This window comes from Deinococcus sp. YIM 77859 (assembly GCF_000745175.1).
Classification (GTDB): Bacteria; Deinococcota; Deinococci; order Deinococcales; family Deinococcaceae; genus Deinococcus.
The window spans coordinates 346,448-372,500 of sequence record NZ_JQNI01000004.1 but is presented as its reverse complement, the minus strand read 5'-3'; the positions used below and the strand labels follow the sequence as shown (position 1 = coordinate 372,500).

The 26,053-nt window shown below is 67.3% G+C and carries 17 protein-coding genes and 1 pseudogene (1 of these 18 only partly in view); 9 read left to right on the top strand and 9 right to left on the bottom strand.

Going from position 1 to position 26,053, the window contains the following annotated elements:
- Positions 1 to 1,103, top strand: partial view of a glycosyltransferase family 4 protein gene (locus EI73_RS14890; protein ID WP_051935671.1) — the 3' portion only. The gene continues 61 nt to the left of window position 1, outside the view; 1,103 of the gene's 1,164 nt are visible here — the last part of the coding sequence; the start codon falls outside the window, past its left edge; it ends in the stop codon at positions 1,101 to 1,103.
- A gap of 70 nt (positions 1,104 to 1,173) precedes the next feature.
- On the opposite strand, the gene EI73_RS15745 is transcribed toward EI73_RS14890, so the two are convergent.
- From EI73_RS15745 to EI73_RS14860, 5 genes are all read right to left on the bottom strand, one after another.
- Positions 1,174 to 4,080, bottom strand: coding sequence for an NPCBM/NEW2 domain-containing protein (locus tag EI73_RS15745; protein WP_051935670.1), 2,907 nt, complete (start codon positions 4,078 to 4,080; stop codon positions 1,174 to 1,176).
- A gap of 51 nt (positions 4,081 to 4,131) precedes the next feature.
- Positions 4,132 to 5,343: a delta-60 repeat domain-containing protein gene (locus EI73_RS14880; RefSeq protein ID WP_034388914.1), complete on the bottom strand. Its 1,212-nt coding sequence runs from the start codon at positions 5,341 to 5,343 to the stop codon at positions 4,132 to 4,134.
- 90 nt (positions 5,344 to 5,433) lie between these two features.
- A complete protein-coding gene (locus EI73_RS14875; RefSeq protein WP_231557375.1) occupies positions 5,434 to 6,426 on the bottom strand; it encodes a WD40 repeat domain-containing protein in 993 nt (330 codons plus the stop codon).
- Positions 6,427 to 6,478: 52 nt separating this feature from the next.
- Entirely contained in the window at positions 6,479 to 9,916 is a 3,438-nt protein-coding gene (locus EI73_RS15740) for an NPCBM/NEW2 domain-containing protein (RefSeq protein WP_051935669.1), read from the bottom strand.
- 264 nt (positions 9,917 to 10,180) lie between these two features.
- Positions 10,181 to 12,616, bottom strand: coding sequence for an AAA family ATPase (locus EI73_RS14860; RefSeq protein WP_051935668.1), 2,436 nt, complete (start codon positions 12,614 to 12,616; stop codon positions 10,181 to 10,183).
- 363 nt (positions 12,617 to 12,979) lie between these two features.
- On the opposite strand from EI73_RS14860, the gene gmd reads away from it, so the two are divergent.
- Positions 12,980 to 14,026: a GDP-mannose 4,6-dehydratase gene (gene gmd, locus EI73_RS14855; protein ID WP_034389157.1), complete on the top strand. Its 1,047-nt coding sequence runs from the start codon at positions 12,980 to 12,982 to the stop codon at positions 14,024 to 14,026.
- Complete coding sequence (locus EI73_RS14850; RefSeq protein ID WP_034388912.1) at positions 14,026 to 14,994, top strand: GDP-L-fucose synthase; 969 nt, start codon at positions 14,026 to 14,028, stop codon at positions 14,992 to 14,994. The genes gmd and EI73_RS14850 overlap by 1 nt, the downstream gene beginning before the upstream one ends.
- Here EI73_RS14850 and EI73_RS14845 read toward each other — a convergent pair.
- Complete coding sequence (locus EI73_RS14845) at positions 14,991 to 16,868, bottom strand: glycoside hydrolase family 2 protein (protein ID WP_034388911.1); 1,878 nt, start codon at positions 16,866 to 16,868, stop codon at positions 14,991 to 14,993. The two genes, EI73_RS14850 and EI73_RS14845, sit on opposite strands and share 4 nt — an antisense overlap.
- 117 nt (positions 16,869 to 16,985) lie before the next feature.
- On the opposite strand from EI73_RS14845, the gene EI73_RS14840 reads away from it, so the two are divergent.
- On the top strand, positions 16,986 to 17,771 hold the full coding sequence (locus EI73_RS14840) for a helix-turn-helix domain-containing protein (RefSeq protein ID WP_034388910.1): 786 nt from the start codon (positions 16,986 to 16,988) through the stop codon (positions 17,769 to 17,771).
- 117 nt (positions 17,772 to 17,888) lie between these two features.
- Positions 17,889 to 19,877 carry a GMC family oxidoreductase gene (locus EI73_RS14835; protein ID WP_051935667.1) on the top strand — a complete coding sequence of 663 codons (1,989 nt, stop codon included), beginning with the start codon at positions 17,889 to 17,891 and terminating at the stop codon, positions 19,875 to 19,877.
- 2 nt (positions 19,878 to 19,879) lie between these two features.
- On the opposite strand, the gene EI73_RS14830 is transcribed toward EI73_RS14835, so the two are convergent.
- Positions 19,880 to 21,388, bottom strand: coding sequence for a serine hydrolase (locus EI73_RS14830; RefSeq protein WP_034388909.1), 1,509 nt, complete (start codon positions 21,386 to 21,388; stop codon positions 19,880 to 19,882).
- Between the two features lie 152 nt (positions 21,389 to 21,540).
- Here EI73_RS14830 and EI73_RS17025 point away from each other — a divergent pair, with 152 nt between their 5' ends.
- Both EI73_RS17025 and EI73_RS16780 read left to right on the top strand, forming a co-directional pair.
- Positions 21,541 to 21,792 carry a globin domain-containing protein gene (locus EI73_RS17025; protein WP_369699478.1) on the top strand — a complete coding sequence of 84 codons (252 nt, stop codon included), beginning with the start codon at positions 21,541 to 21,543 and terminating at the stop codon, positions 21,790 to 21,792.
- A 30-nt stretch (positions 21,793 to 21,822) separates the two neighbouring features.
- Positions 21,823 to 22,098, top strand: a complete 276-nt coding sequence (locus tag EI73_RS16780; protein ID WP_231557373.1) for a hypothetical protein — start codon at positions 21,823 to 21,825, stop codon at positions 22,096 to 22,098.
- 29 nt (positions 22,099 to 22,127) lie between these two features.
- Here the strand turns inward: EI73_RS16780 and EI73_RS14820 are convergent.
- Together EI73_RS14820 and EI73_RS14815 are read right to left on the bottom strand one after the other, a co-directional pair.
- Positions 22,128 to 22,460: pseudogene (locus EI73_RS14820) on the bottom strand (transposase family protein); the annotation flags it as partial.
- Positions 22,461 to 22,662: 202 nt separating this feature from the next.
- Complete coding sequence (locus EI73_RS14815) at positions 22,663 to 24,183, bottom strand: NAD(P)/FAD-dependent oxidoreductase (protein WP_051935666.1); 1,521 nt, start codon at positions 24,181 to 24,183, stop codon at positions 22,663 to 22,665.
- Between the two features lie 479 nt (positions 24,184 to 24,662).
- On the opposite strand from EI73_RS14815, the gene EI73_RS14805 reads away from it, so the two are divergent.
- Positions 24,663 to 25,658 carry a glycosyltransferase family 9 protein gene (locus EI73_RS14805; protein ID WP_034388906.1) on the top strand — a complete coding sequence of 332 codons (996 nt, stop codon included), beginning with the start codon at positions 24,663 to 24,665 and terminating at the stop codon, positions 25,656 to 25,658.
- On the top strand, positions 25,648 to 26,052 hold the full coding sequence (locus tag EI73_RS14800; protein WP_034388905.1) for a hypothetical protein: 405 nt from the start codon (positions 25,648 to 25,650) through the stop codon (positions 26,050 to 26,052). The genes EI73_RS14805 and EI73_RS14800 overlap by 11 nt, the downstream gene beginning before the upstream one ends.
- The last annotated feature ends 1 nt before the right edge of the window (position 26,053 follow it).

The window sequence follows — 26,053 nt, the reverse complement described above, 5'->3', positions numbered from 1 at the left end:
TCGACTCGATGAGCGCCCGTGCCGGAATGGAGCGGGTGACGGCGACGGTGAGCGCGGGACTGGCCGGCCAGGGCTTTGACGTCCAGATTCTCACCCTGCGCGGCGAGACAAGCGCCTTTGAGCTGCCCGCCGGGGTGCAGCTCTGCTCCCTAGGCCTGCCAGAAGGGCCGCTGCGCATGCGCGGCGAGACACTACCCCTGATGCGGGCCCTGCGCCAAGAGGTGCAGCGGCGCCGACCAGACGTGCTCATCGTCGTAGACACGTTCCTGAGCGTCTTTGCCTTTCCGGCCTTGCTTGATCTGCCGGTACGGCGCGTGGCATGGGAGCACTTCAATCTCCAAACCGACCTTGGAATGCGCTCGCGCCGTCTAGGAAAATGGGTAGCTGCACACCTCGGGCATGGGGTCGTCACCCTGACCGAGCGGGACGCGCAGCAGTGGCGGACAGCCTTTCCACGCGCCTCCGCCACCATCCAGGCCATTCCTAACCCCCTCTCCTTCGCGCAGCCCCCTGTCAACCCCTACTCGCCGGAAAGCCGCACCGTGCTGGCGATCGGACGACTGGACGGGCAGAAGGGTTTTGACCTGTTGCTGAGCGCTTGGGCAGCCGCAGAACCCACCTTTCCGGAGTGGCGGCTCCTGCTGTACGGCAGCGGCCGAGAAGAAGAACGCCTCCGTCAACAGGCGGCAGCGTTGGGGCTCCAACGCTGGGAGCTGCGTCAGCCTACGCCGGCGGTCGAGCAGGCCTACCGCTCTGCCGGCGTCTATGTCCTCAGTTCGCGCCACGAGGGCCTTCCGATGGTGCTGATGGAGTCGCAAGCCTACGGGGTGCCCGCGGTGGCCTTTGACTGCCCGACCGGGCCTGCCGAGCTCCTGGCTTCCGGCGGCGGCGTGCTGGTCGAGCCCGGCAACGTCACGCAGTTGGCTGGTGCGCTGCGGGAGCTGCTCACCGACACCCAGGCTCGGCAGCGGATGAGCGAGCGGGCTTACCAGGGGGCACAGCGCTATGAGACGGAGCGAATCCTGGCACAGTGGATGGCCCTGCTGGGCTCCGGCCGGGCCCGACCCGGAAATATGACGGGCACGCTCCTCCACCGAACCTAGTGTGCCCAGTGCGAAAGGGCCTTGAGCGGACGGCGCGCCCAGAGGCCCTTTTTCGGTTGTTGTGTAGGCTTCAGCGCGTGCCGATCCAGACGGTATCGGTCGGGCCGTCCGCGGTCGAGCCCGTTACGACGACCAATTGTCCCGCGACCACGTCCGCAACCGGGGACTGCCGAGGGCCGGGCAGCGGCGTCAACTCTGTCCAGGTATCGGCCTGCGGATCGTACTCGATGACATTGGCGATCTCGCGCGCGCCCTGGGTCACGCCACCCATCACCACAATTCGCCCGTTCCAACTCACCGTAGAGGCCGTGGCATGGCCCATAGGGCGTGGCAGGGGCCGCACGGCCCGCCAGGCATCCTGCTGGGGGTCGTAGACGTGCACGTCAGCCTGGTTGCCGGCGTCCTCATCGCCGAGATGTTGGCCGCCGATGGCATAGATCCGGCCATTGAGCACCGCACCGGAGAGGTGATTTCGCGGGTTGGGCAGGGGCGCAGCGGCGCGCCAGCCGGACGGGTTGTCGAGGGACAGCACCCAGTGGTCACCGAAGTCGCGCAGGTACCTGAGGCCGCTGCGCTGCGTGCCACCGAAAAAGTGCAGTTCGCGGCCCAACCGCACGAGTGCGCCTCCCCCCCGAGCAGCCGGAAGCGGCGGCATCGCACTCCAGGTGTCGGAAGCGACGTCATACTTCCAGACGTGGTCGGTCTGAGGCCCCGGGTGATTTCCCAAGAAGCCGCCCGCGAGGTAGATGGCCTGTCCGTCTACGGCAAGCCCGGCATGTGTCAGCGGCTCAGGAAGGTCACGCAACCGGCGCCACTGGTCGCTCGCGGGATCGTACATATGGGCGGCCGTCGTGGCGATGGGGACGTTATTCAGATTCTTGTCAAAGCCACCGAACACGTAGAGCCGGCCATTCACGGCGGCCCCCTGTCCCTCGTAGAGGGTGGTGGGCGCCCGGCCCCGCTCGGTCCAGGCCAAGCCTGCAGGCGCCGCAACCGGCCGCACATTCTGGAGAATGAACACGACGTCCTGATAGTCGCCATTCTGGGCGGGTTCAAAGCCCAGCAGGTAGCTGTTGGGGAGGGGCTGACCGGCAGCGTCTTTGAGGGGGTACACCCGAACGGCGTGGCGGATAGGACCGGTATTGAGCGTGTCCTGCGTGTAGGTGTTCTGCGCCGCGTACCCGTTTGCCGCCAGGTACACACCAAAGGGCTCATCTCCTGGACTGAAGCTCTCGCTCCCGCCCGGCTCGATGGCCGGATTCAGGTTCTGGGCCTGTCCGGCGACCAGTGTGGCCCGCGGCTGGAGGCGCGGCACGCCGCCTTCGAGCGTGTAGGTCCCGTAGGGGGAAGGGCCGTCCGGGGAGTAGCGAGCCACGGGCCGCAGAGTCACGGGGCCCGCACCCGCCCGCTCAAAGAGGGGGGCGGTCACCTCGTCGCCGATCGGGTTGGGGGAAGTCCCCAGCAGCAGCTCCGTTCCGCCCACATCCACGGCATACCCCAGGGCATCCACAATCTGGGCGAGCGTCGGTTCCAAGTTCCCCTCACGTCCGCGCGCACTCAGGCCAGAGAGCTTGATCTCACGGGCAAAGCGGTCACCCTCCACACGCAGCCCTGCATGCAGCGACCCCACCTGTCCGCGTGGAGCCAGGCGCACCTGGAGGGTGAGGCTCTGGCCGGGCTCCAGCGTGATCGGGACGGTGGGCGGCGCGACCAGTTCAAAGGCGCCGCTGCCGCTCCCGGTCAACCCAAGGCGCTCTAGACGCAGCGGGCTATCCCCAGTGTTGCGCAGCACCACGGCTTGCGGGGCGCTCACCTCGTTCTGAACCCCACTGAAGATCAGCCGTTCGGGTTGGGCCGTCAGCTCAGCAGGGAGACTTGCGCTGCGCGGCAGGACCTCCAGCGCGCTGAGCTTGGCATTCTCGACCCGGCGAATAAAGTCGAGGCTCAGTTCACCGTCGTTCACCGTGACGGGGAACTCCCGCACGAGGGCCCGCCCGAGCCCGCCGGCAGCCTCGAAGACATCGAACTGGGGCAGCACGGTCCTGCCCTCTAGATTCACGTCGAAGATGCGTTTGCCCACCGCGTACTTGTTGAGTTCGGCGAAGTGCAGCCGCACCAGGTAGGCTCCGTTGGCCACTGGAATCTGGAATCCAAAGGCCACACCGCCCGCTGGCACGCCCGTCGTCTCGCCGCCCGTCCACTCGGACTGGTAGAGGGCCTCGTTGGCGGGGGGCTGCACACCCGAGATCGCCACCAGGGGGCGCTCGGTGTAGGCGAAGCCACCCCGCACGTACCCCTGACAGGCATTGACTGCCTCACAGCCCTCCCAGCGTACGCCGTCCACGACCTGAGCGGGTCCACCCGCATTGATGCGGATCGCCTGCGGGCCGGGCGCCGGAGCTGCGGGATCACAGCCGAGCAGCTGGGGAGCCGCCCAGTCGGCGTGGTCATACTGGTTCCCATCGCCCGCATCGTGAACCACAAGGGTCAGGGTGCGGCGGCCACGCAGCTCCACCTGGATCCTCTCCGCCGCACTTGTTCCGGTCATCACGCCGCTTTCAAACAACTTCACCCCGTCGCCGTAGACCTGAAACACCACGCTCCCGCGCGCGCCCACCTCGTCGTCCACGCCGATATCGGCCGTCAGAGCGCTGCACTTGCCATCGATGGCAAAACTGAGTGAGGAGTTCGCGTGCACACCGAAGCCGCGGCTGTACGTTTTTCCGTTCAGCGTGAGAGGACGGCCATCCCCCGCGCCGGCCTCTCCGTTGCTGGTGTCCCGCTCGGCTGGGCCCCACCCGTTTTCTTGGGCGAGAAAGGGCTCGTAGCTGAGGGTGTTGTCCCCCGGGTCGATGGTCTGTGGTGGGAGGGGGGCGGCCAGCTCGGTCCGAGCACAGGCACAGAGGGCCAGCGCCAGGAGCGCCCCCCGCCAGCCTTGCCCAACCACGCTCCAGGAGCGCGCCTTTGGTCGAATCATTCTCGTTCCTCCTCTCTGCGGCCAGGACGCCGCACCCACCCCAGGGGGCGGTCAGGGCCAGAGTTTGGACACCGGTAAGAGCCCCACCACGATCTTGCCGTCTGGGGCGAGCATCACTCCTGTGCTGTCCGGTACCGGGGCCAGTCCACTCTCCCCAAAGGTGAGATCAGGCTGCCCGGTGGCCCTCAGCCGCAACACCACCGGCTGCCCCAGGGATGCGGGGTCTGCGGTGTACTGCCGGCAGCCCCCCACCAATGCGCGGCCATCCGGCTGCAGCGCCAGCGAAACCACGGCCGCCGGTAAGCCCGCCCCTTCGGTTCGTAGGGTGCTCGAGATCTCATGGACCCACGCGGGATCAAGCTGCCCGTTCGGCTGCACCCGTACCCAGTCGCAAACGCCGCTACTCAAAAAGCCTGCGGCCAGCACCGCGCCGGTCTCGTCCAGCGCCAGGCCGCTGGGACGGGTGGAGGCAAACCGGTCCTCGCGCAGGGTGGCTAGGCCCCCCTCACCGAATGTGGGGTCAAGCTGCCCGCTTGGCAGGTAACGCGCCAAGACCCACGCACCGTACGCCTCGGGTTGGAAGGTCAGCGCTGTCCCTCCCACCACCACACGGCCGTCCGGCAAGGGCAGCAGGCTGTAGGCGGCTGCCGACGTGCGCACCGGTGTCGTGACCTGTCCACCCTGCCCGAAACGGGGATCGAGCCGCCCATCCGGAAGCAGCCGAACAAGCGCGAAGGCGGCGGGGGGAGCCGCCGAATCGGGTGACAGCGCTCGTGTTCCCCCAGCGATCAGTACCCGGCCATCACGAAGCGGCGCCAGCGCCTGGGCGTTCTCGGGAAGGCTTGTCCTGACCACGCCGTCTTCTCCGAAGCTGCGGTCGAGCTGACCACCGGGCAGCAGGCGCAGCAGCGCTCCTCCCCCCAGGACCAGGAGGCACCCATCCGCCTGCACAGCCACCTGCAGGCCACTGCGACTTTCCGCACCCCATTCAGGCAGCGTCACCCGACCGTCGCGGCCAAAACTCGGGTCAGGTCGCCCATCCGGGCGATACCGTGCCAGCTCGTAGGCGATGCCAGCGGCTTGACGGGTCACCCCAAGCACCACAATTCGGCCGTCCACCTGCACGGCCTTGGCTCTGGGCTGGAACGCGGGCTGAATCGTCTGGAAGGCGGGGTCAGGACTCCCCGGCACGCCCGCAGCCCACGCGCCCTGGCCCAGCAGCGCGCCACTGAGGGCCAGGAAGATGACGGCGTATCGCTTCATGGTTCTCCATCGCGGTCGGGTACGTAGGCCACAGGGATCCAGCCTGCCCCAGCAAGCGATACAAAAACGCTACTGACTTCGTTTTCTGTCTCACCGGGGAGGGCCCAGCTCCCACAGCCGTACGGTGCCGTCACGGCCACCCGCACTCGCCAGGAGGGCAGGTCCAAAGGCCACACCGCTGACCTCACCCCCATGGCCGCGCAGGCTGACGAGCCGTTCCCGGGAACGGACATTCCACAGCAGGGTTTGCCGGTCTTGACCACCGCTCGCCAGCAACTGCCCGTCTGGGGAAAAGGCGAGTGCGGTGACCGGGCCCGCGTGGCCCCGCAGGCTGCCCCGCTCCTGTCCGTCGGGCACCCTCCAAAGGCGCACACTCGTATCCCAACTCGCGCTGGCGAGCAGCTCACCTCCGGGCTGAAAGGCGACGGCGCTGATGTAGTCGCCGTGCCCCGTCAGCGTGCGCAGCGGCAGGCGGGTGCCCACCTCCCAGAGCCGCACCGTTCGGTCGCGGCTGCCACTGGCGAGCAGCCTACCATCCGCGCTAAAAGCCACCGTGGTCACCACGTCGGTATGTCCGCGCAGGCTGCCCTGCAGGCGGCCGCTCGCCACGTCCCACAGCTTCACGCTGTTGGCCGAACTTGCCTGAGCGCTATTGTCGCCGCTCGCCGTCGCCAGGGTCTGGCCGTCCGGGCTAAAGGCGACGGCCGTCACGTGGTAGGCGTCGAGCTCCAGGGTGTGGAGAAGCGTGCCGCTGCCCACGTTCCACAGCCGGACACGGCGGTCAGCGCCGCCTGCCGCCAGGGTGCGGCCATCCGGACTCAAGGCCAGGGCGGTGACGGCGGCGGGCTGACGCAGGCTTGGGCCGCGCTGATCGCTTCGTAACGGCCACAACCGAATGAAGCCTTCCCCGCCCCCAGTGGCCAGGGTGCGGCCATCTGCGCTCATGGCAAGCGCGGTGACGTAGACGCTGCTGGCAGGTAGAACACGCAGCAGGTGCGGGGTGACCGAGGGGGACGGGGGGGCGGCGGCCAGACCGCTACTCCAGAGCAGCGCAGCCGCCAGCAGAGTCTTGGCATAGATCATGGGTACCTGCCGGGAAAAAGCCCTGCACATCAGGGCGCTGGGGCACGCGAACTCACTTGGGACGGACCAGCGTGATCGTGCCGCTGCCGGTGCGTTCATCAAGCTGCGCCACGTAGAGGTGTCCAGAGGCCCGGTTCTCGGTGAGATCCAGCGGGCTGAAGGTGAAGTTGGTCAGCCCGCTGATCAGGGTCTGCGAGGCCACGATGTCCTGATTGGGGCCACCCGGGGTGAGTACGATGATGTCCTTGCCCGCACTGTAGCGCACCACGAGCAGCTTGTTTTTCAGGGCCGAGTTGCCCGCGAGCGTGTATTCCTCGATCACACCGTTGGGCGAGGCATGCTCACCGAAGTCAAAAGCAAAGCCCTTCCAGTTGCGGTCCGGCAGGGTGCCTACCGGGTACTCCGTCACCTCGCCCGGATCCACCTTGTCTGTGGGATTGCCACCATTCATCACCCATTCGCAGCGAGCCGGATTGGGGTGACCGTAGTAGCCGCCGGGTGTGATTCGGAAGAGGTAGTCGCGCTGCACCCCCACGCTGGTCAGGGCCGGCACGGCAGGGCCGGTGTAGGGTCCGTCGGCCCGCTGAGCACACGCCTCGGGCAGCGGCGTGGGCGTCCCCGGCGTGTTCCCCCCCGCAGCCGAACCGTTGGTGGGCACGTACAGTTGACCGTTGCTGTGCCACACCATGTCATAGGCGTTGCGGATGCCGCTGGCATAGATCGTCAGGGGAGCGCCCGGTGCGTAGGGATTGTAGGTGCCGCCCTCGGCCGTCTTCACATTGAGGGGCGGGGCGGTGATTTTGGAGAGGTCAACGCGCAGCAGGGCGCCGCTCAACAGGCGCTCAGGACGGTTCCCCCAGGCATTGTCGGGTGCCCCCATCGCACTGTTGCTGCCCTGCAGCACGTACAGCACGTTCGGTTCACCCTTTTTAAAGGCGATGGAGTTGGTGGCGTGGTCGCGGATCGAGCGCGGCAGCCCCACCACGTAGTCCTGCACCGTCTCGAGGTTCGGGCCGCTAAGGCGCGTGATTTTGCCGCTCCAGTCCGGTGCGTCGCTGCGACCATCCCAGAAATGGTTGTTGCTGATCCACAGGATTAGGTTGTCAGCAGTGGACGCGGGATCAAAGGCCAGACCGATGATGGTGCGCGGCCCGCCGCCCGCCGCCTGAACCGACGTGATCACCTGCGGCATGTCTAGCGTGCCGTCGGGCAGCATGCTAAACCGCAGAATCTCCCCCGTCAGCGTGGCGGCATACAGCTTGCCGTCCGGACCCACTTCTACAGCTGTGTAGGGCTTGCTGGGCACCGTGGGGAGGCTCACCTGCTCAAAGGCCACGTTTGTCCCGCTGGTCGTTGGCGAACCGGTCACGAAGCTCGAGCGGAAAGGCAGGAAGCTGGTGCCCCGGGTATCCTTGAGGGCGGCTGTGATCTCGAACGTGTACGCCGTGTTGGATTTAAGGCTGGTCTTGGGTTTCAGCACGACGACGTCGCCGCCCCCCGAGGTGTTGAGGGACGCCGCCACAGGCGCGCCGGTCGCCTTTTCGAAAAGCCGCACCGATTGGTCGGTCAGCGACGTCAGGTCGATGGCGCTGCTGGGGAGGTTCACGTCCGCGGTCATGGACGCACTGGGGGCAACCATCGTTTCAGCGTCCTCAGGGTTGGTGGCCCGCACGCTCGGGCGGTCACCGGGGGCGATGATCACGTAGTTGATCTTGGTATTGCTGCCGCCCCGCGCGTCCACCGTCAACCGGCCATCCGTCACGTTCACGCGGAGGGTAGCGGCCCGGAATTTGCGCGTATCGGTGGGCTTAAAGGCCGCAATCGCCACCTGGCCCTCAATGTTGAGCTGATGCGTGCTGTCAAAGGAGTTGCTGGGGTCGCCGGCGCTCACGGTCACGGTGTACACGCCATTGGGCAGCGCGTACTCCCAGGCCGCCGGAATCTGCACGTTGGGCAAACTGCTGGTCGACGTCACGGCCTGCATGTGAATCAGCGTGTTCAGGCGCGCATCCACCCCGGTGATGGCCCGGTCCCGGGTATTCGGGCTGATGTCCAGCGGCACGTGGCTGGCGGCGCTGAGGCTGTCTTCCCGCACCCAACCGTACCCGCGAGCCTCACTGTAGGCCAGCCCGGTGTCCGGGATGTACCCCTCGGGCACCGCCGAGCGAGCGGGCTGAAAGTTGACGCGAATACCGTCAGGCGGCAGCGTACTCTTGGCCGTGACCGTGATCTGCGCGCTGCCGGACTTGCTGGGATCGGCTGTGGACGTCGCCTTGATGGTCGCCTGGCCCGCAGCGACGGCCGTCACCGTTCCGTCAGGGCTCACCGTGGCAACACTGGGTGCACTCGAAGTCCAGGTCACATCCTTGCTGTAGGCCCCGGTTCCTTGAACGTCCGCCTTGAGAGCGAGGCTACTCCCTTCAGGAAGGGAGGCGCTGGAGGGGCTGACAGTCACGCTGGTCACACTTGCCGCCTGACTCGAACACGTGACCTTGGCGTCGGCCCAATCGGCGTGGTCGTAGTCGATGTTGTCGCCGCCATCCGTAACGACGAGGCGCAGTTCCTGTTTGCCGCTGACGTCCACCTGAACGGCTTGGGTGGGACTGGCGCCGGTGAGCAGCGGGCTCTGGTAGGCCAGGGTACCGTCGGTGTAGACCTGGAAGATCACGCTGCCGCGTGATCCAACCTCATCGTCCACCCCCACGCTGGCGGTGAAGGCGGTGCAGTTGCCGCCCAGGGCATACCTCAGGCTGCTGTGGGCATGAACACCCAAGCCCTTGGTGTAGGTCTGGCCGTTCAGGGTGAGGGGTCGGCCGTCGCCGGAGAGTTGCTCACCGTTGCTGCGGTCCTTTTCAAAAGGACCCCAACCGTTGGAGGCCGCGAGGGTGCCCAGGTCGCTGAGAAAGCTGGTGGTGCTGGGGGGAGGCGGGGGGGCACAGGAAACCTTGGCGTCGGCCCAGTCGGCGTGGTCGTAGTCGATGTTGTCGCCGCCATCCGTGACGACAAGGCGAAGGGTCCCCACGCCGCTGAGGTCGACCTGAACGGCTTGGGTGGGACTGGCGCCGGTGAGGCGGCCACTGTCATAGAGCAGGCGGCCATCGCCGTAGACCTGGAAGATCACGCTGCCGCGTGATCCAACCTCGTCGTCCACGCCCACGCTGGCGGTGAAGGCGGTGCAGGGGGTGGTGAGGGTGTAGACCAACTCGCTGTGGGCATGAACGCCCAGGCCCTTGGTGTAGGTCTGGCCGTTCAGGGTGAGGGGCCGGCCGTCGCCGGCCCCTTGTTCACCGTTGCTGCGGTCTTTCTCGATGGGGCCCCAGCTGTTGGTGGCGGAGGTGTAGGTGACGTCGGAGAGGTAGTTGTCTCCACCGGGGACCGCCTGCGGTCCCAGGACAGAGGCGGCGCGTACGCCCTGCCAGGCGTACTGCCGACCGTTGGCATAGGGGTTGGAGCCCGGGGGATCCAGGCGGTCCTGCCACGGGTAACTCACGCCCCCCGCGTACGGTCCGCGCTCTTCCCCCACCTGGTTACAGGCCGCGAGAAGGACAGTGAGGGCGAGACCAATGACGCTCAGTCGCGGACGGGATCGAAAAGAGTGAGGGGACATCAACCAGTTCTTCCTTTCGCAGGCACGAGATGGCAGCTTTCAGGGAGAGAAAGTCCTTCTCATGGTGAGAAAGGAGACGTTAATGTTTCGTCTCTCCTTCGACTCAAGGAAGCGGCCGCCGGAAGAGGCGGCCTTTCCTGTAGGGGGTTAAGCCCATTGGGGCCAAGGTGGGCTCCCCTGGGCCTGAAGGGCGGGCGTGCCCTCAGCCCAGCTCCGGGGCGGATAGAGCCTTTCGGGGGTGCTGGCAAGGGGCAGCAACGACTGACCGTTCACCCGAAGTTCTGCAACGGTCAACGCGACGTCAAGTGCCCGCACAGCCAGCTCCAGGCAGGCTGCATTTTCTGCGCCGGGAGCGAGGGTGAGGCGCTGTTCCATCCACCGTCCCAGCGCCACGTCGGTATGGACCCGGTGCTCAAGCCCCGCTTCGGTATAGCCACCCAGCACCTGGGGCGTCAGGACCTGTGCCTGGTCCGAACCCAAGACCGTTAGCCGCAGCGGAAAGGGAACCTGGGTCGGCCCCAGCTCGTGGCCGCAGCGGTACACGTCTAGCCGCCAGACCAGGCGCAGGTCAATGGGCGCGGTTTTGCCCCGCAGCAGGGCGGCAATGGGCAGGTGCAGGTGCAGCGTGTGCGGGTGCCCGTAGCGACCCTGGCTCACGACGTTCAACCAGCCACCCTGCTGCCAGGACAGCAGGTAGCCCTGCCAGTTGACGCTGTCACTGCCGCTGGCCCGGGTTCGCTGCGGTTCGGCCACCTGCGGGCAGGGTGGCGTCAGCATGGCCTCGTCCAGATGCAGCAGCGGGCTTCCAGCGGGCAAGTGCATGTGATAGGCCCGGCGCAGCCGCTCCGTATCGGGGCCTACTCCGGCCCGCTCAGCGTAGTACAGGGCCAGCCCCGGCTCGGTGGCCTCGAGCGCAGCGGCCAGTCGGCGGCGCACCTCCTGCCGTTCGGCATGCGACTGACGCGCGGCCAAGGTGACCCGCAGCCCTTCCGCGCGAAAGCGGTAGCGCGGCTCGGCGGGCAGGCTGGTGACCACAGGCCGAAAACTGGGCAGCAGCAGGGCAGCGGGCGGTTCGGCCTCGATGAGGGCCCCCCGCTCCAGCGCCTCGCGCAACAGAGGCAGGGCCGGAACACCGTGCCGCGCCGCGTCTAGGGCGGTCTCCGCCAGCTTCAGGTCAAAATCACCGTGGATCACACTCAGGCTGCTGAGGGCTTGCCGCAGCGGAACAGGCCAGCCGTCGATTTCTCCCGCGTAGCTCTCGCGCACAGCGGCCGGCAAGCGCCCTCCCGGTTCCTCCGGGGGCCCCGCCGGCTGTTCCAACAGGTTCCGCAGGTGCAGCACATTGCCCTCGCTGCGCTGCAACACTTCGGCAGCGCGTGCATGCAGCGGCTCGCCCTGACGAAGGCCCTGTGCTTCGAGCGCCCGTTCCACCAGGCTAATGGAGAGGGGCGTCATCTCCAGGCAGAGGCACTGCTGGGGCCCGAAGCGGCGCAGCAGCGCGCGGCACAGGGCCGCCTGAGCGGGCGGCGTGCGGCTCAGCAGCACCAGGGCGCGCGCTCCGGCAGCGGGCGTTTGCAGCAGGAATTCAAACAGTGAGGCGAGCTCGATGGGCGCGTTGTGCGCGTGGTCGAGCAGGATCACCACCGGCTGCGCGACGGTTGCGAGCGCCATCGCCACCTTGACCGTGTCCTCTTCCAGGCTACCGGGGGAAAGCAGCACGCCGCGCAGCGTCTCGGCAGCTGAGGGCTCACTGACCGGGAGAAGCGCTTGTGCCAGGGTCGCCAGGACCAGGCGGCTCATCCGGCTGTTGCTGATTCGCACGGTCAAGCTCCGACTGCGGCCCAGCACGTACTCGGCCAGGTAGCTTTTGCCGCTGCCCACCGGCCCGTGCAGCACGGCGAGTTGCGGTTCCTGGGCAGCGCGAGCCAGCAGCTCCTGCAGGGCACGCTCCTTACCGAGATGTTCAAAGTGCAGCGGTCCGGCCGGGGCGGAGAACGCCGGTTGGGGTGAAGGTGCCTGAGGCGCACCCTCCGTGCCCAGCCTCTCGCCGGGGTGCTCAAAGCCCAACGCCTCGGCCCGTGCCGCCACCGCGCGGGTGGCCCAGGTTTTGCCGTCGCGCTCAAAGCGGCGATACGCTCGGTGCAGCAACTGCTCGATCTGCTCATTCAGGGCCCAGCGCTGCTGGTCAATCCACTCCTGAAATGCGGGGCTTCCCAGGTCTTCGAGCCCGCTGAGGGGCAAACCGCGCAGCATCGCCAGCCAGGTGGTGAGTTCAGCCTGATCCATCTCGCCGTTCAGCCGCGCCTGCCACACTTCAAGGTCGGTGGTGACGTGCTCGAGGTACAGCAGCTGACGGCTGGGCGGAAAGATCCCCAGGCCGGCCGAGCGGATGCGCGCGAGCTCAACCCGCAGGTTCTTGCGCGCTTCAGCGGTGTTCCATAGCAGGTCGGCAAGGCGCTCACGATGCTGGGGCAGTTTCTCAAGCGCCAGATAGGTGATCAGCGCTACGGCTTTGGCAGACAGGGGAACGGGGCGACCGTTGTGGGTAACGTGGGCATGTCCAAGGAGGTGGACGGTGAGCATGCTCTGACTCCAGGCAGGCCGCTTGGACCTGTGAATCGGCTGAATCGGCGAAACCGCGGACGGATACGTGCGCTTGGGCTCGTGTTCAACGCAGGACCAAACTGTCTGCGAGGTTCTCATCCTACTTCGGTAGCTCTGCTCCTCGCTCACAAGTTTAACTTAAGTTTCCATAACTTCTAATCAGACTTCCATCAGCTTGCCCCTGGAATTCTAAAGGTGAGAAATTTATAAAGCATTTCTAAAGCTGGGCCAACCGCTGCAAAAGGGCAGACCGGCAGCTACCAGGTTTTACGGTTCTGAGACGGGTGTCCTCGCACCATGAACACGATCGCAGGCGCGGGCCTGCCCAGCGAAGGAGCCCCCATGAAAAAAGCTTTGGTCACCGGCATCACGGGTCAGGACGGCAGCTACCTCACAGAACTGCTGCTCGAGAAGGGCTACGAGGTCCACGGCATCATTCGCCGGGCCAGCACCTTCAACACCGACCGTATCGATCACCTCTACCAGGATCCCCACGACCCTCAGGCACGCCTTTTTCTGCACTACGGTGACCTCTCGGATGCGTCGGGCCTGCGCCTGCTGCTCGAACGCGTTCAGCCCGACGAGGTGTACAACCTGGGCGCACAGTCGCACGTCAAGGTGAGCTTTGACCAGGCCGAGTACACCGCCGACGTGACCGGCCTAGGGACCCTGCGGCTCCTTGAAGCCATCCGCGACTACCAGGACCGAACGGGCAGACAGGTGCGCTTCTATCAGGCAAGCAGCAGTGAGATGTTCGGTGCGGCCAAGCCCCCCCAGGGCCTGCACACCCCCTTCCATCCCCGCAGCCCCTACGCGGTGGCCAAGGTGTATGCCTTCTGGCAGACCGTCAACCACCGCGAAGCCTACGGCCTGTATGCCTGCAACGGCATTCTTTTTAACCACGAGAGCCCCCGCCGCGGCGAGACCTTTGTGACGCGCAAGATCACGCGGGCGGTGGGCCGCATCAAGATGGGGCTCCAAAAGAAGCTGTACCTGGGGAACCTGGACGCCAAGCGCGACTGGGGACACGCCCGCGACTACGTCGAGGCGATGTGGCTGATGCTCCAACAGGACGCGCCGCGCGACTATTGCATTGCCACCGGTGAAGCGTACAGCGTGCGCGAGTTCGCCGAACGGGCCTTTGCGCTGGTGGGGCTGAACTACGAGGACTACGTGGAGATTGACCCCCGCTACTTCCGCCCCGCCGAGGTGGACTACCTGCTGGGTGACGCCGCCGAAACGCAGCAGGCTCTGGGCTGGACGCCGCGCACCAGCTTTGCAGGGCTCGTGCAGGAGATGGTTGAACACGATCTCGAACTTGCCCGCCAGGAAAGGACTCTGCGGGACGCCGGGCACCAGATCGCCCTCAAGGGCGCCGGAGCTGCCTGATGCACCCTGACGCGCGCATCTACGTGGCCGGACACGGTGGCCTTGTCGGCAGCGCCATTGTGCGCCGCCTGCAAGCTGCGGGCTTCACGAACCTGATCACGCGCCGGAGCCGAGACCTCGATCTGCGCGATCAGGCAGCGGTGCAGGCCTTTTTTCAGCAGGAACGGCCCGAATACGTGTTCCTGGCCGCAGCCAAGGTCGGGGGCATTCTGGCGAACAGCACCTACCCTGCCGAGTTCCTGTACGACAACCTGATGATCGCCGCGAACGTCATCCACGCGGCGCACCTCAGCGGGGTCACCAAGCTGCTGAACCTGGGCTCGACCTGCATCTATCCCCGCGAGGCGCCGCAGCCCCTGCGGGAGGACGCCCTGCTGACCGGCCCGCTGGAGGAGACCAACCGGGCCTACGCCATCGCCAAAATCGCCGCCATCGAGCTGTGTGACCAGTACCGGGCGCAGTACGGTTGCGACTTCATCAGCGCCATGCCCACCAATCTGTACGGGCCGGGCGACAACTTCGATCTGCTGGGCAGCCATGTCCTGCCCGCCCTCATCCGCAAGATGGTGGATGCCCAGGAAGCAGGTCAGCCCACCGTTCAGGTGTGGGGCAGCGGCACACCCCGGCGCGAATTCCTGCATGTCGACGATCTGGCGGATGCCTGCCTCTTTCTGATGGAACGCGTGTCCGAACCCGGTCCCATCAACGTCGGGACCGGTGAGGACCTGAGCATTCGCGAGCTCGCCGAGCGGGTCCGAGCCGCCGTAGGGTATACCGGCGAGCTCGTGTTTGACCCCAGCAAGCCCGACGGCACGCCCCGCAAGGTCACCGATGTGAGCCGGATTCATGCGCTGGGCTGGCACCACCAGATTGGTCTGGAAGAAGGCCTAAGACACACCGTTGACTGGTACCTGGCGCACCGCGGCCACGTTCGGGGCGAAGCAGCCGCCGTCTCGTCGCCAGCCTAGTCCTCGCTGGGCTGGGGCTCCGGAAGGCTGCCGGAAAACAGAGCCTCATCCTGGCGGCGCAGCCAGCGGGGCGAGTGGCCGTAGGGGTTAAGCAGGGGATCGATGGTCATTTCCCGGGCCGTGCGCCGTCCCTGGGTCGAGCGCGCGAGCGCCGTCAGGTTGGCCTTGGGCGTGCGGTCCGCGTACAGCAGACCATTTTTCTCCTGAAAGGTATCGGTGAGCTGGGTGTAGCAGAAGCCCGAAAGGCCGTGACAGTCGTGGATGGCTTCGAGCAGCGCCGCGTAGTCGTTCAGGAAATCCGCCTCGCTCTGTGACTGGCTGTAACCCCAGCCACGCGACTGGTCGGGGATGTAGGCGATGCCCCCGAACTCCGAGAGGACGATGGGTTGCCCCGTCTCCTCGAAGCCGATCAGGGTGAGGGCACGGTCCCCCGGCTGCTGCTGCTTGAGGGTACGCCGAGCGGCTTCCAGCGTACCGTAGCGGTCGCGCAGCATCTGCGGGTCATCGGCGTAGTCATGAATGGTCAGGATGTCGGTGGCCACATGCTCCCAACCGTCGTTGCCGATCACGGGGCGCGAAGGATCAAGCGTCTTGGTGAGGTGATAGAGGGCCCGCACATAGTCGCGGTGGGCGGGGTTGGTGGGCAGATCAGGCACGCCCCACGACTCGTTAAAAGGAACCCAGGCGACGATGCAGGGATGCGAAAGGTCACGGGCGATCACCTCCGTCCACTCCTGGGTGAGGCGCTGCACCGCCCGCGGCGTGAAGCGGTAGGGGCTGGGCATCTCCTCCCAGACGAGCAGGCCCAGCACGTCACACCAGTACAGCCAACGGGGGTTCTCGATCTTCTGGTGTTTGCGGGCTCCGTTGAAGCCGAGCTGCCGGCACAGTTCGACGTCACGGCGCAGTTCCTCGTCGGTCGCGGTCATCAGGCTCTCAGGCCAGTAGCCCTGGTCAAGCACCATCCTGAGGTAGTACGGGCGGCCGTTGAGCAAGAATCGGTTGCCGGTCACGCACACCGACCGCAGCGCCGTGTAGCTGTAGACCCGGTCGAGCACCTCCTCGCCCCGCAGGAGTTCGACCGTGGCGCCCAACAGTTGTGGGTGGCCGGGGCTCCACAGCAGATCGTTGCGAAAGTCGTCGATGCCGGGGTCAGGAAGGGCGATCTGGCGGGCCACCTCGTGCTGCTGCAGGCTGTAACGGTCGTCGGCCAAGACTTCGCCGTCACGGTCAAGCCGCACCCGCACACTCAGACCAGCCAGGAGCGGGCCGCCCACCTCGATCCTGGCGCTGATCTGCCAGCGGTCCATCTCGCTTTGCCAGGTGAGCCGCTTCAGGTAGGTTTCGGGGACGCGCTCCAGCCACACCGTCTGCCAGATGCCGGTGGTGCGGGGGTACCAAATCGAATGGGGCGAGCGCTGCCAGTCCTGCTTGCCGCGCGGCTTGGCGAGATCGTGGGGATCGTCCTGAGCGCGTACGACGAGCTCAATCGTCTCCCCTGCCCGCGCCTGCCGGGTGAGGTCAGCGGTAAAGGGCGTATGACCGCCCTCGTGCTCCGCGACGAGTTCGCCGTTCGCCCAGACGGTAGCGAGATAGTCCACCGCGCCGAAGTGCAGCAGCAGCCGGCCCTCGCGCTCCTGAGGGCTGAGCGTGAGGGTCAGCCCGTACCACACCACCGGATGGAAATTCTCGTCATGCAGGCCACTGCGCCGGCTCTCGGGGGGATACGGCACCAGGATCTCGCGGTCAAAAACCACCTCGTCGGGATGAGTCCAGCGGCTGAGGTCATCGAAAGCAAAACGCCAGGGACCACTGAGGTCGCGCCAGTGGTCGCGCTCGAGCAGCGGCGTGGGGTGAGTGGAGTGACGCAACATGGCTCCTTGGGACCAGAGGGGCGGGAAGAGACAGCGAACGCGCTCCAGTCTGGTGTGCGGGCAGGCGGACTGCCAGTCCCCTGACGTTCAGCGGGCGTACAGGCATGATAGGGCGGGATGAGGAAGACAGCGGGCAGCGACCTGGCCACCCTTTTGGCACGGTGGCGCCGAGAAAGGGGCCTCAGCCAGGAGCAACTGGCGGTCCGAGCGGGGTGCACGCGCCAGTACGTCACCCAACTTGAACGCGGGGAACGCCGCCGCCCCTCGCGCGAGCTGGCCCTGCGCCTCGCGCACGCCCTGCACCTGCACGGTGATGACCGCCGAGCCTTCCTGACGGCCAGCGGCCATCCGGAAACGGAACCCGAGCCCCTCCCGGTGAGCGGAACCGTGGCGGCAAGGGCGGAGACCCTGCTGAACGGCCTGCCCTTCCCCGGCATCCTGCACGACAGCCTCTGGACCGTACAGCACGCCAATGTACCGGCTATGCGCCTTTTTGCCGGAACGGGGCGAGCGCTGGAACCGGGGCTCTCCCTCCTGGAACTGGTGTTCGACCCGGTGTACCGCCGGCACTTTCCCGTCTGGGAAAGCTGGGCACGAACGATGCTCGCGCAGTTTAAGCGCGACAGCCAACCCTGGCGGCGGGACGCCGCCTTTCACGGCCTGCTGGCTCGGTTGCGGCCCCAGCCGGATTTTGTGCGGCTGTGGCGACACGTGGACGCTGCTGCCGCCGCTGTACCGGTCATGGCCATCGCCTTTACCCAGCCGCCCTACGGCACCTTGCATCTCGAGGTGGTGCGGATGCAGTTCTTGAACACGCCGGAACTGTGGGGCAGCGTCTTCCTGCCCGCCGATGAGGCTGCTGCCCGGCTCTTCCAAGCTGCTCGCGAAGACCGCCTCCCATAAAAAGTTGACCCACCTGCCAGACCGCCGAGGGTGGGGGAGCAACCAGTTGCCTCGCGCTTTCCCGTCCGGCTCCCTAGGGTAGAGGCACCGCACACCATTTTTTTCCGGAGGAAGACCATGAACCCGTCCCCGGTTGCGACCCTCGACGACGCCCAGCGTCAAGCCCTGCTTGCCCTGGTCGATACCTTTGTGCCCGCCCTGGAGCGGGAAGAAGACCCTCACCGCTTCTACGCCACGCCCGGCAGCGCGACCGGGGCGCACCAGGCGGCGGAAGCGTATCTCGCCAGCCTGCCGCCACAGGATCAGGCGGGCCTGGGGCAACTGCTCGGGGCTCTGGCCGCGCTGGGGATGCGGCCCGAAACGCCCCAGGCGCAGCGCGAAGCCATTCTGGCGGCGGTTTCGGCGAGCAGCCCCGAGGCCGCAGAGGGGGTGACGGCGCTGCGGCGGCTGTGCCTGATGCTGACCTATACCCTGTTTGGTCCCGACGCGCCCAATCCCTTCTGGAAACAGTTCGGCTACGCGGGCCTGACCTTTAGGGGCGCGGCGACGGAGCGCGAGCTGCCGACCGTACAGCCCGGAGACGGCGAGACGCTGACGGCGGATGTCGTGGTGGTTGGGTCCGGGGCGGGCGGCGGCGTGATCGCAGGCGAGCTGAGCGGGCAGGGGCTGCGAGTGGTCGTGTTGGAGGCGGGCAGGCAGTTCGCGGACGCTGAGCTGGGCCGCTCGGAGCTGTGGGCCTACCAGAACCTGTACTGGCGCGGGGGCTTTACCCCCACGGCCGACGGCAACGTGTCGCTGATCGCCGGGCAGACCTTGGGCGGCGGCACCACCGTCAACTGGATGAACTGTGTCCGCACGCCCGACGAGGTGCGGGGCGAGTGGGCCGAGCTGGGCCTCACGGGCGTGGATGCCCCCGAATTTGACGCCGATATCGAGGCGGTCATGAACCGGATTGGAGCCAACGACCGGTGCAGCGAGTACAACGGCACCCATCAGCGCATGCTGGAGGGCGCCGAGCGGCTCGGCTACCACACCAAGCGGGCTTTCCGCAACGCCGATCCCGCTCGGCACGATCCCGAGCACGCCGGGCACATCGGCTTCGGGGACGCGACGGGCAGCAAACAAAGCACCCTCAAGACCTTCCTCAAAGACGCCGTCTTGCACGGTGCGCGGGTGATCGAGCAGGCCACTGCCGACCGCATTCTTACCGAGGGGGGCCGCGCTGCGGGCGTGACGGCCACCGTGCGGGGGGAGGACGGCCGTCAGAGGCGGATCACGGTGCGCGCGCCCCAGGTGGTCGTGGCCTGCGGCGCGCTGGAGACGCCCGCGCTGCTGCTGCGCTCGGGGTTGGGGGGCCCGGCCGTGGGTGACTTCCTGCGGCTGCACCCCTGCGGCGCGCTGACCGGCGTCTTCGCCGAGGACCAGCGCAACTGGTGGGGACCGGCGCAGGCGGCCATCGTGGACGAGTTTCAGGGGCGCGCAGGCGGCTACGGGTACCTGATCGAGACGACCCAGTACACGACCGGCCTTTTCGCCTCGGCAGCGGTGTGGCAGGGGGCCGAAGCCCACCGGGACCTGATGGCCGGGCACAGCCGTAGCGTCACCCTGATCCACCTCACCCGCGACCGGGGACACGGTCAGGTCAGCCTGGACGGGGCGGGGCAGGCCCGCGTGACGTACGCCGTCACCGACCCGGTGGACGTCGAAAACTACTGGCACGGGCAGGGGACGGTGGCCCGTCTCCTGGCGGCGGCGGGTGCGGAGGCGATCCTTCCGCTTTCCGAAAGCGCCCAGCCCTGGACACGTGGCGAGGACCTCGAGGCGCGGATTGCCGAGTGGCGGACGCAGCCCATCGGGCGTGGGGGGCACGCGGTCTTCAGCGCGCACCAGATGGGCACGGCCCGCATGGGCACGGACCCGCAGACGAGCGCCGCCACCCCGCAGGGCGAGCTGCACGACGCGCCCGGCGTCTGGATCGGGGACACGAGCGCCTTTCCGACCTCCTCGGGGGCCAATCCGATGATCACCTGCATGGCGCTGGCCCGCCGCACCGCCCGCTTCGTGGCGCAGGCGGCGGAGGCGCGGCGTCCTCTCAGCGCGGACTGAGGTCAGCGCAGCAGCTTCAGCACACCGCCGTAAAGGGCGATGAACTGCGTCTCGTTCAGGGTACGGGCGTCGTTCCAGGTGGCGCTCACGCAGAGGTGGCGGCCCGTTTTGGTCGTCACCTGCGTCGTGAGGTTCAGCACGCCCGGCTCGCTGCCGCCCTTGTAGCTGACGCGCGCGAAGTCGCCCGCATTCGCCACGCCGGGGTTCAGGGTGGTCTCCGGCAGGGCCGCCACGTCCCCCATCAGCGCGCAGAGCCGCTCGGTGCTGACGAACCACTCCACGTCCCGGGCGACGGGACCCCGAACGAACAGCGCGGCATTCGGCAGGGGCGCGGTATCGGCCTGGGCCAGCACGGCCCGCCGGGCGTCCCGGTCCAGGCCCGCCGAACGGTAGGCGCGCAGGAGTTCGATATTGGCGGGGTTCTTCAGGGCGAAGGCTTCCCGCGTGCTGGGCATGGCCGTCTGCCCCAGCCGCGCCTCCACGCCCGAACGGCCCACCACGCGCAGCAGCAGGTCGGTGGCGGTGTTGTCACTCTCGCGGATCATGCGGGCGGCGAGGTCGCGCAGGGTGTAGCGGCTGCCCGCCGGGGCGTCTTGCAGGGTGCCGCTGGGGAGGCTCTTGTCCGCATCCGTCAGTGTCACCTCGTCCGTCCAGGCCCGCTCGCCGCGTGCCACTTGGGCTTGCAGCTCGCCCAGGATCGCCAGCTTGAAGGTCGAACCGACGGCCAGCAGGCGGGAGGGCTGGAGGGCCGCCAGCGTCCGGCCCGTGTCCAGGTCGCGCACCAGCAGGCTGACCTGACCGGGCAGCGCGGCAAAAGCGGCCTGGGCTTCCTCCAGCGAGGTGAAGCTGACCTCGGGTGTGGCCGGGGCGATGACCAGCGCCGTGATCCGGCCCTGGGCGTCCACGGCGAACGTCGTCACGTCCAGCGCCCCACGTTCATAGACCACCTGCGGCACCTGCCCCGAAAGGTCAATTCGCACGAAGGGGCCGAACTGGGCGCGAACCGCCGCCAGTTGCTCCTGAACGGCCGTCACCGGCACTGCAGCCAGGAACTCGGGGGCGAAGAGGGCCGGGGCCAGCGTCTCGGGCTGGAACACACGGGTCAGGGTCTGGAGGATGGCGTCCCGCTCCGCCTCGGTCGGTGCAGCGGACTGCGGCGCGCCCTGCGGGACCGGGCCGGGCACCGCGCCGAAGCTGGTCAGGCGGCCCTGCGCGTCCACCGGGGCGACCGTGATGAGCAGCGTGCCGCGCTCGTAGACGGCCAGGGGGCGGCCCTGAAGCGTGTCGAGGCGCTGAAAGGCCCCGTACGCCTGCCGAATGGCGGCGAGTTGTCCGGCGATGGTTTCGAACGGCACCTGCGCCAGGAACTCCGGCGCGAACCACTCGGCCCGGGGCCGCTCGGCCCTCAGCAGCCGTGTCAGGGCTTCCGTCTGCGTGCGGACCTCGCCGCTCTGCGCGGCAGTGGGGGCAAGCAGGCTTAATGTTAGGGGGGCCAGCAGGTGAAGGCGCATACCTGACCGTACCAGAGAAGGGGCGGGGGTTGGGGCGGGAATACCGCATGGGACGCCCGTCCTTCTAACTACTTCTGGGAGGCATATTTTCTGTATGAGGAAGATATGTTGACGCCCAACCAACTGGCCATCGTCAAAGCAACGTTCCCGAGCTGCTGAACATCTTCAACCCGGCCAACCAGAAGACCGGCCGTCAGGCGCGCCGCCTGGCCGCCTCCGTCCTCGCGTACGCCGCGAACATCGACCGGCCCGAGCTGCTGGGCGGCATGGTGGAGCGCATCGCGCACAAGCATGTCAGCCTGGAAGTCCTGCCCGAGCATTACCCCATCGTGGGCGAGCACCTGCTGAAGGCGATCGCGGCCGTGCTGGGCGAGGCGGCCACGCCCGAGATTCTGGACGCCTAGGCGGCGGCCTACGGGCAACTGGCCGAGATCATGATCAGCGTGGAAGGGCAGATGTACGGCGCGGCGGCGGGGCAGCCCGGCGGCTGGCGCGACTTCAAGCCCTTCCGGGTGGTCCGCAAGGTGCAGGAGAGCCGCGTCATCGCGTCGCTGGTGCTGGAGCCGGTGGACGGCCAGCCGCTCCCGCCCTTCCGGCCGGGGCAGTACCTCAGCCTGAAGGTGCAGGGCCGGGCCAAGGCACCTTCCAGATCCGGCGGTACAGCCTCTCGGACGCGCCGAACGGCCGCACGTACCGCGTCAGCGTCATGACCCCGCGTCTAAAGGCGGGGGCTTGTGTCTGGAGCAGGCGTTGCCTGCTCCAGGACGGGCAGTAAGGCGTGGATATTCCGGCAGACGTTCGCGGCGTCCAGGTCAAACAGGAGGCCCAGGACGTGCATGGTGAAGTACTGGCGCCGATAGAGCAGTGTGACGAGCAACCGCTGGGCCAAGTTCAGTTTGAAGGTGTTGCCCGCACCAATGCCCCGGACCCGTCCGGCGCGGAGCAGGGAGCGGCGGTGAGCCTGCTCCCATAACGGCTCCAGTTCCGTCAGGAGCTGGTCGAACTCTGTGGGACTCAGTCCGACCAACCGCTCGAAGGAACACGCTCGAGACTTCAGCTTCTCCAGCCGCAACACCCCTGAACCTCACCGCTTCCGCCTCTACTGCGCAACAGGTCTTCAGCAATTTGATACGAGGAGTACCCCAGATGGGCGTACCAGAGGGCGAAGTACCGTTTGCGTTCACTTGGCAGCACGTCAGCGGCAAACAGCTTCCCCTGAAGGGTGGCGGCGTCCTGCTCGGTCAGTTGGGGATCCAGGCGTCTGATGATCTATTCTACACCCGCGACCTACTTACCCCGCATACCCTTTTGAAACAGACCCTCAGGGCCGGGAGGGGCCGGGGGCTCAGGCGGGCGTGGTAGAGCGCGGGGTCAAAGCGGCGCAGGGTCCGCCGGAAGTTCACGGCCCGCTCCGGCCAGAGGGTCCCATTGTGACCGTTCTCGTCGAGGTACCAGCTCGTGCAGCCGCCCTGGCTCCAGACCGCCTCGCGCAGCTTTTTCTGCAAGGCCGCGTTGTAGGCCGCCTGCGCTTCCGGGTGGGGCTCCAGGGCCAGCAGGTGACCGCGTTCCAGATACGAGAGCGCCTGCATGATGTACCCGATCTGCGCTTCCATGATGTAGACCATGCTGTTGTGGCCCAGCCCGGTGTTGGGCCCCACGATCAGAAACAGGTTGGGAAACCCCGCCACAGTGGTGCCGTGCAGCGCCTGCATGGGCTGCCAGCACTCGGCGAGGGAGCGCCCGTCCCGCCCGTGCAGCACGCGGAAGATGGCCGGGTGCGTGGCGTCGAAGCCGGTACCGGCGATCAGCACGTCCAGTTCGTGCTCCTGCCCGTCGTCCGTCACCACGGAGGAACCGCGCACCGCGGTGATGCGCGCAGTCACCAGGTCCACGTTGGGCTGGGTCATCGCTGGGTAAAAGTCGTCGGAGACGAGGACGCGCTTGCAGCCCAGGCGGTAATCCGGCGTGAGCCTCGCGCGCAGAGCGGGGTCAGGCACCTGCGCTGCCAGGTGCTGGCGCCCCAGCTCCTCGGCCAGGCGGCGGAAGCGCTCGTTGGAGAAGGTGAGAAAACGGGCCTCGGCCACCCCGAAAATCCACTGCCGGGAGAGGCGTTGCAACACCGGATATCGGCGGTACAGGGCGCGGCGCCGCGGGCTGGTGGGCGCGTCCATCCGGGGCATGATCCAGGGGGCCGAACGCTGAAAGACGGTGAGTCGAGCAGCCACCTTCTGCACCTCGGGAATGAACTGGATGGCCGAGGCTCCGGTGCCGATCACGCCCACGCGCTTGCCGCTCAGGTCCACGCCGTGGTCCCAGCGCGCAGAGTGGAAGCGCGGGCCCGCGAATGTCTCCAGACCGGGGAGCTGCGGCCAGCGCGGCTGGAGCAGCGGGCCGTGTCCGGAGATCAGGATGCGGGCCGTGGACGTGCCCCCGCTTGTACGGATGCGCCACAGGGCTTCTGCATTGTCCCAGCGGGCTTCCTCGACCTCGTGACCGAAGCGGATATGGGGACGAAGGCCGAATTCGTCCGCCACACAGCGGAGGTAAGCGAGAATTTCGGGTTGGCGGGCGTAGCGGTGGCTCCAGTCGGGATTGGGCGCAAAGGAGAAGGAGTAGAGGTCACTCTTCACGTCACAGGCGCAGCCCGGATAGGTGTTGTCGCGCCAGGTGCCGCCAACCTCCCCCGCCCGCTCGAACATCACAAACTCGGTGATGCCCTGCTGGAGTAGGGTGGCGGCCATGCCCAGGCCCGCGAAGCCCGTGCCGATGATGGCGATCTGGTGATGGCTGGTCATAGAGGAAGCTCCTGAAGAAAGTTCGACAGCAGCTGGCCCACCTCTTCGGCCCGTTCCAGTTGGGGCAGGTGGCCGGTGTCAGGGGTGGCCGCAACGCGCGTTCGCCCCCGCCTCCCCGCGCTCAGCACCTGGATGAAGAAGAAGATAAGCTTCAGCTTCCCTCCCTCTAGAGTACAGCTTTTTGCCGTCTGGAGCGTTGAAATAAGAGTGGGTGCCGCCTTGCCGTTGTGCATATGCCCAAAAAGCAAGGCCCCTCCCAAGCTGTCTTGTGCATCTGCACCATGCAGCGTTGGGGGGGAACTTTTATGATGCCCGGCAGAGAACGAAGCCCTTTGCCCCTACCCACGAGAACGAGGCCAGCGGCCCCGCTTCTGCGTGAGTGACTTTCTTTCGCCCCATCTCGTCTTTCTTCTCCCGAAGTGGTTTGAGGTTCACCCTTCCGGACAGGGTCCTTTGGCCCTGCCTACGGAGGCTTTGCTATGGCCGAACGTCTGGTCCAACGTGTGCTCGTCTTCCGCGCCCTGCCCGGCTTGGGTGACCTGCTGTGTCTGGTTCCGGCGCTGCGGGCGCTCAGGGCCGGCAGGCCGGAGGCCGAGATCACGCTGCTCGGCCTGCCCCAGGCAGCACCGGTTGTGAAGCGCTTTCCAGAGCTTATTGACCACCTGCTGCCCTTCCCCGGCTTTCCCGGCCTGCCCGAGCAGCCCGTACAGCAGGCGGAACTGCTGACCCTCCTCACGACGGTACAGGGGAAGTATGACCTGGCCCTGCAACTGCACGGCAGCGGCCCGATCAGCAACGTCCTGGTGTCGCTGCTGGGGGCCCGGCAGGTGGCCGGACGCTTCCTGCCGGGTCAGTGGTGCCCCGACCCCGGGCACTTCCTGCCCTGGGAGGAGGGCCAGCCCGAACCACTCGTGTGGCTGCGGCTGCTGGAGTTTCTGGGCTATCCCGCTCGGGGAGAAGAGCTCACGTTTCCCATTCACGAGGCGGACCAAGCGGCGCTACGGGCCCTGCCGGAGGCACACACCCTAGAGCCTGGCCACTACGCCGTCTTGCACCCGGGGGCCAGCCGACCCGAGCGACGCTGGCCCCCCCAGCGGTTTGCGGCGGTGGCCGAACGGCTAGCCGGGCAAGGGCTGCGCGTGGTGCTGACCGGAACCGCCGGCGAGGCCGCACTGACGCGGGCGGTGCGGGAGGCGCTCACAGGAGACATGCTGGACCTGACCGGACAGACAGACCTGGGCAGCCTGGCCGCCCTGCTCGCGGGGGCCAGGCTGCTGGTGAGCGGTGATACGGGTGTCTCGCACCTTGCGGCTGCCACCCGCACGCCCAGCGTCGTCGTGTTCCTCGCTTCGGACCCCGCGCGCTGGGCACCCCTTGACCGCGAGCGGCACCGCGTGATTGTCGGGGACGATCTGGACGCTGTCCTGACGTCAATGGACGAGGTGCTGCGCGGGGAGCCGAGCTGTGTTGCCTGAGTCCTGGCAGCGGGTGCTCCTCGCCTGCACGGGCGATCTCACCGCCCTGCGGCCCACACTGAGGGCCTGCCGGGCCACCTGGCCGCGAGCAGAACTCACGCTGCTCGTGCCTGCCCCTGAACGGCACAACGTGCCGGAGTGGGCCGCTGGAGTCCTGGCCCCCGAAACCTTTTGGACGGCCGAGCTGCCCCCGCTGCTGCATGCCGCCCGCTTCGACGCGGCCCTCATCCTCGGTCAGCCCGGCGACTCGCCGCACGGGCTGGGGTACCTGTGTGCGCTGGCCGGAATACCGGTGCGGGTTGGGGTGTCGGCCGAGTTCGGCGGACAGACCCTCACGCACTGGATCAAAGCGGGAACGGACCTCCTCCAAGCCCTCATCCACGAAAGGAGCTGAG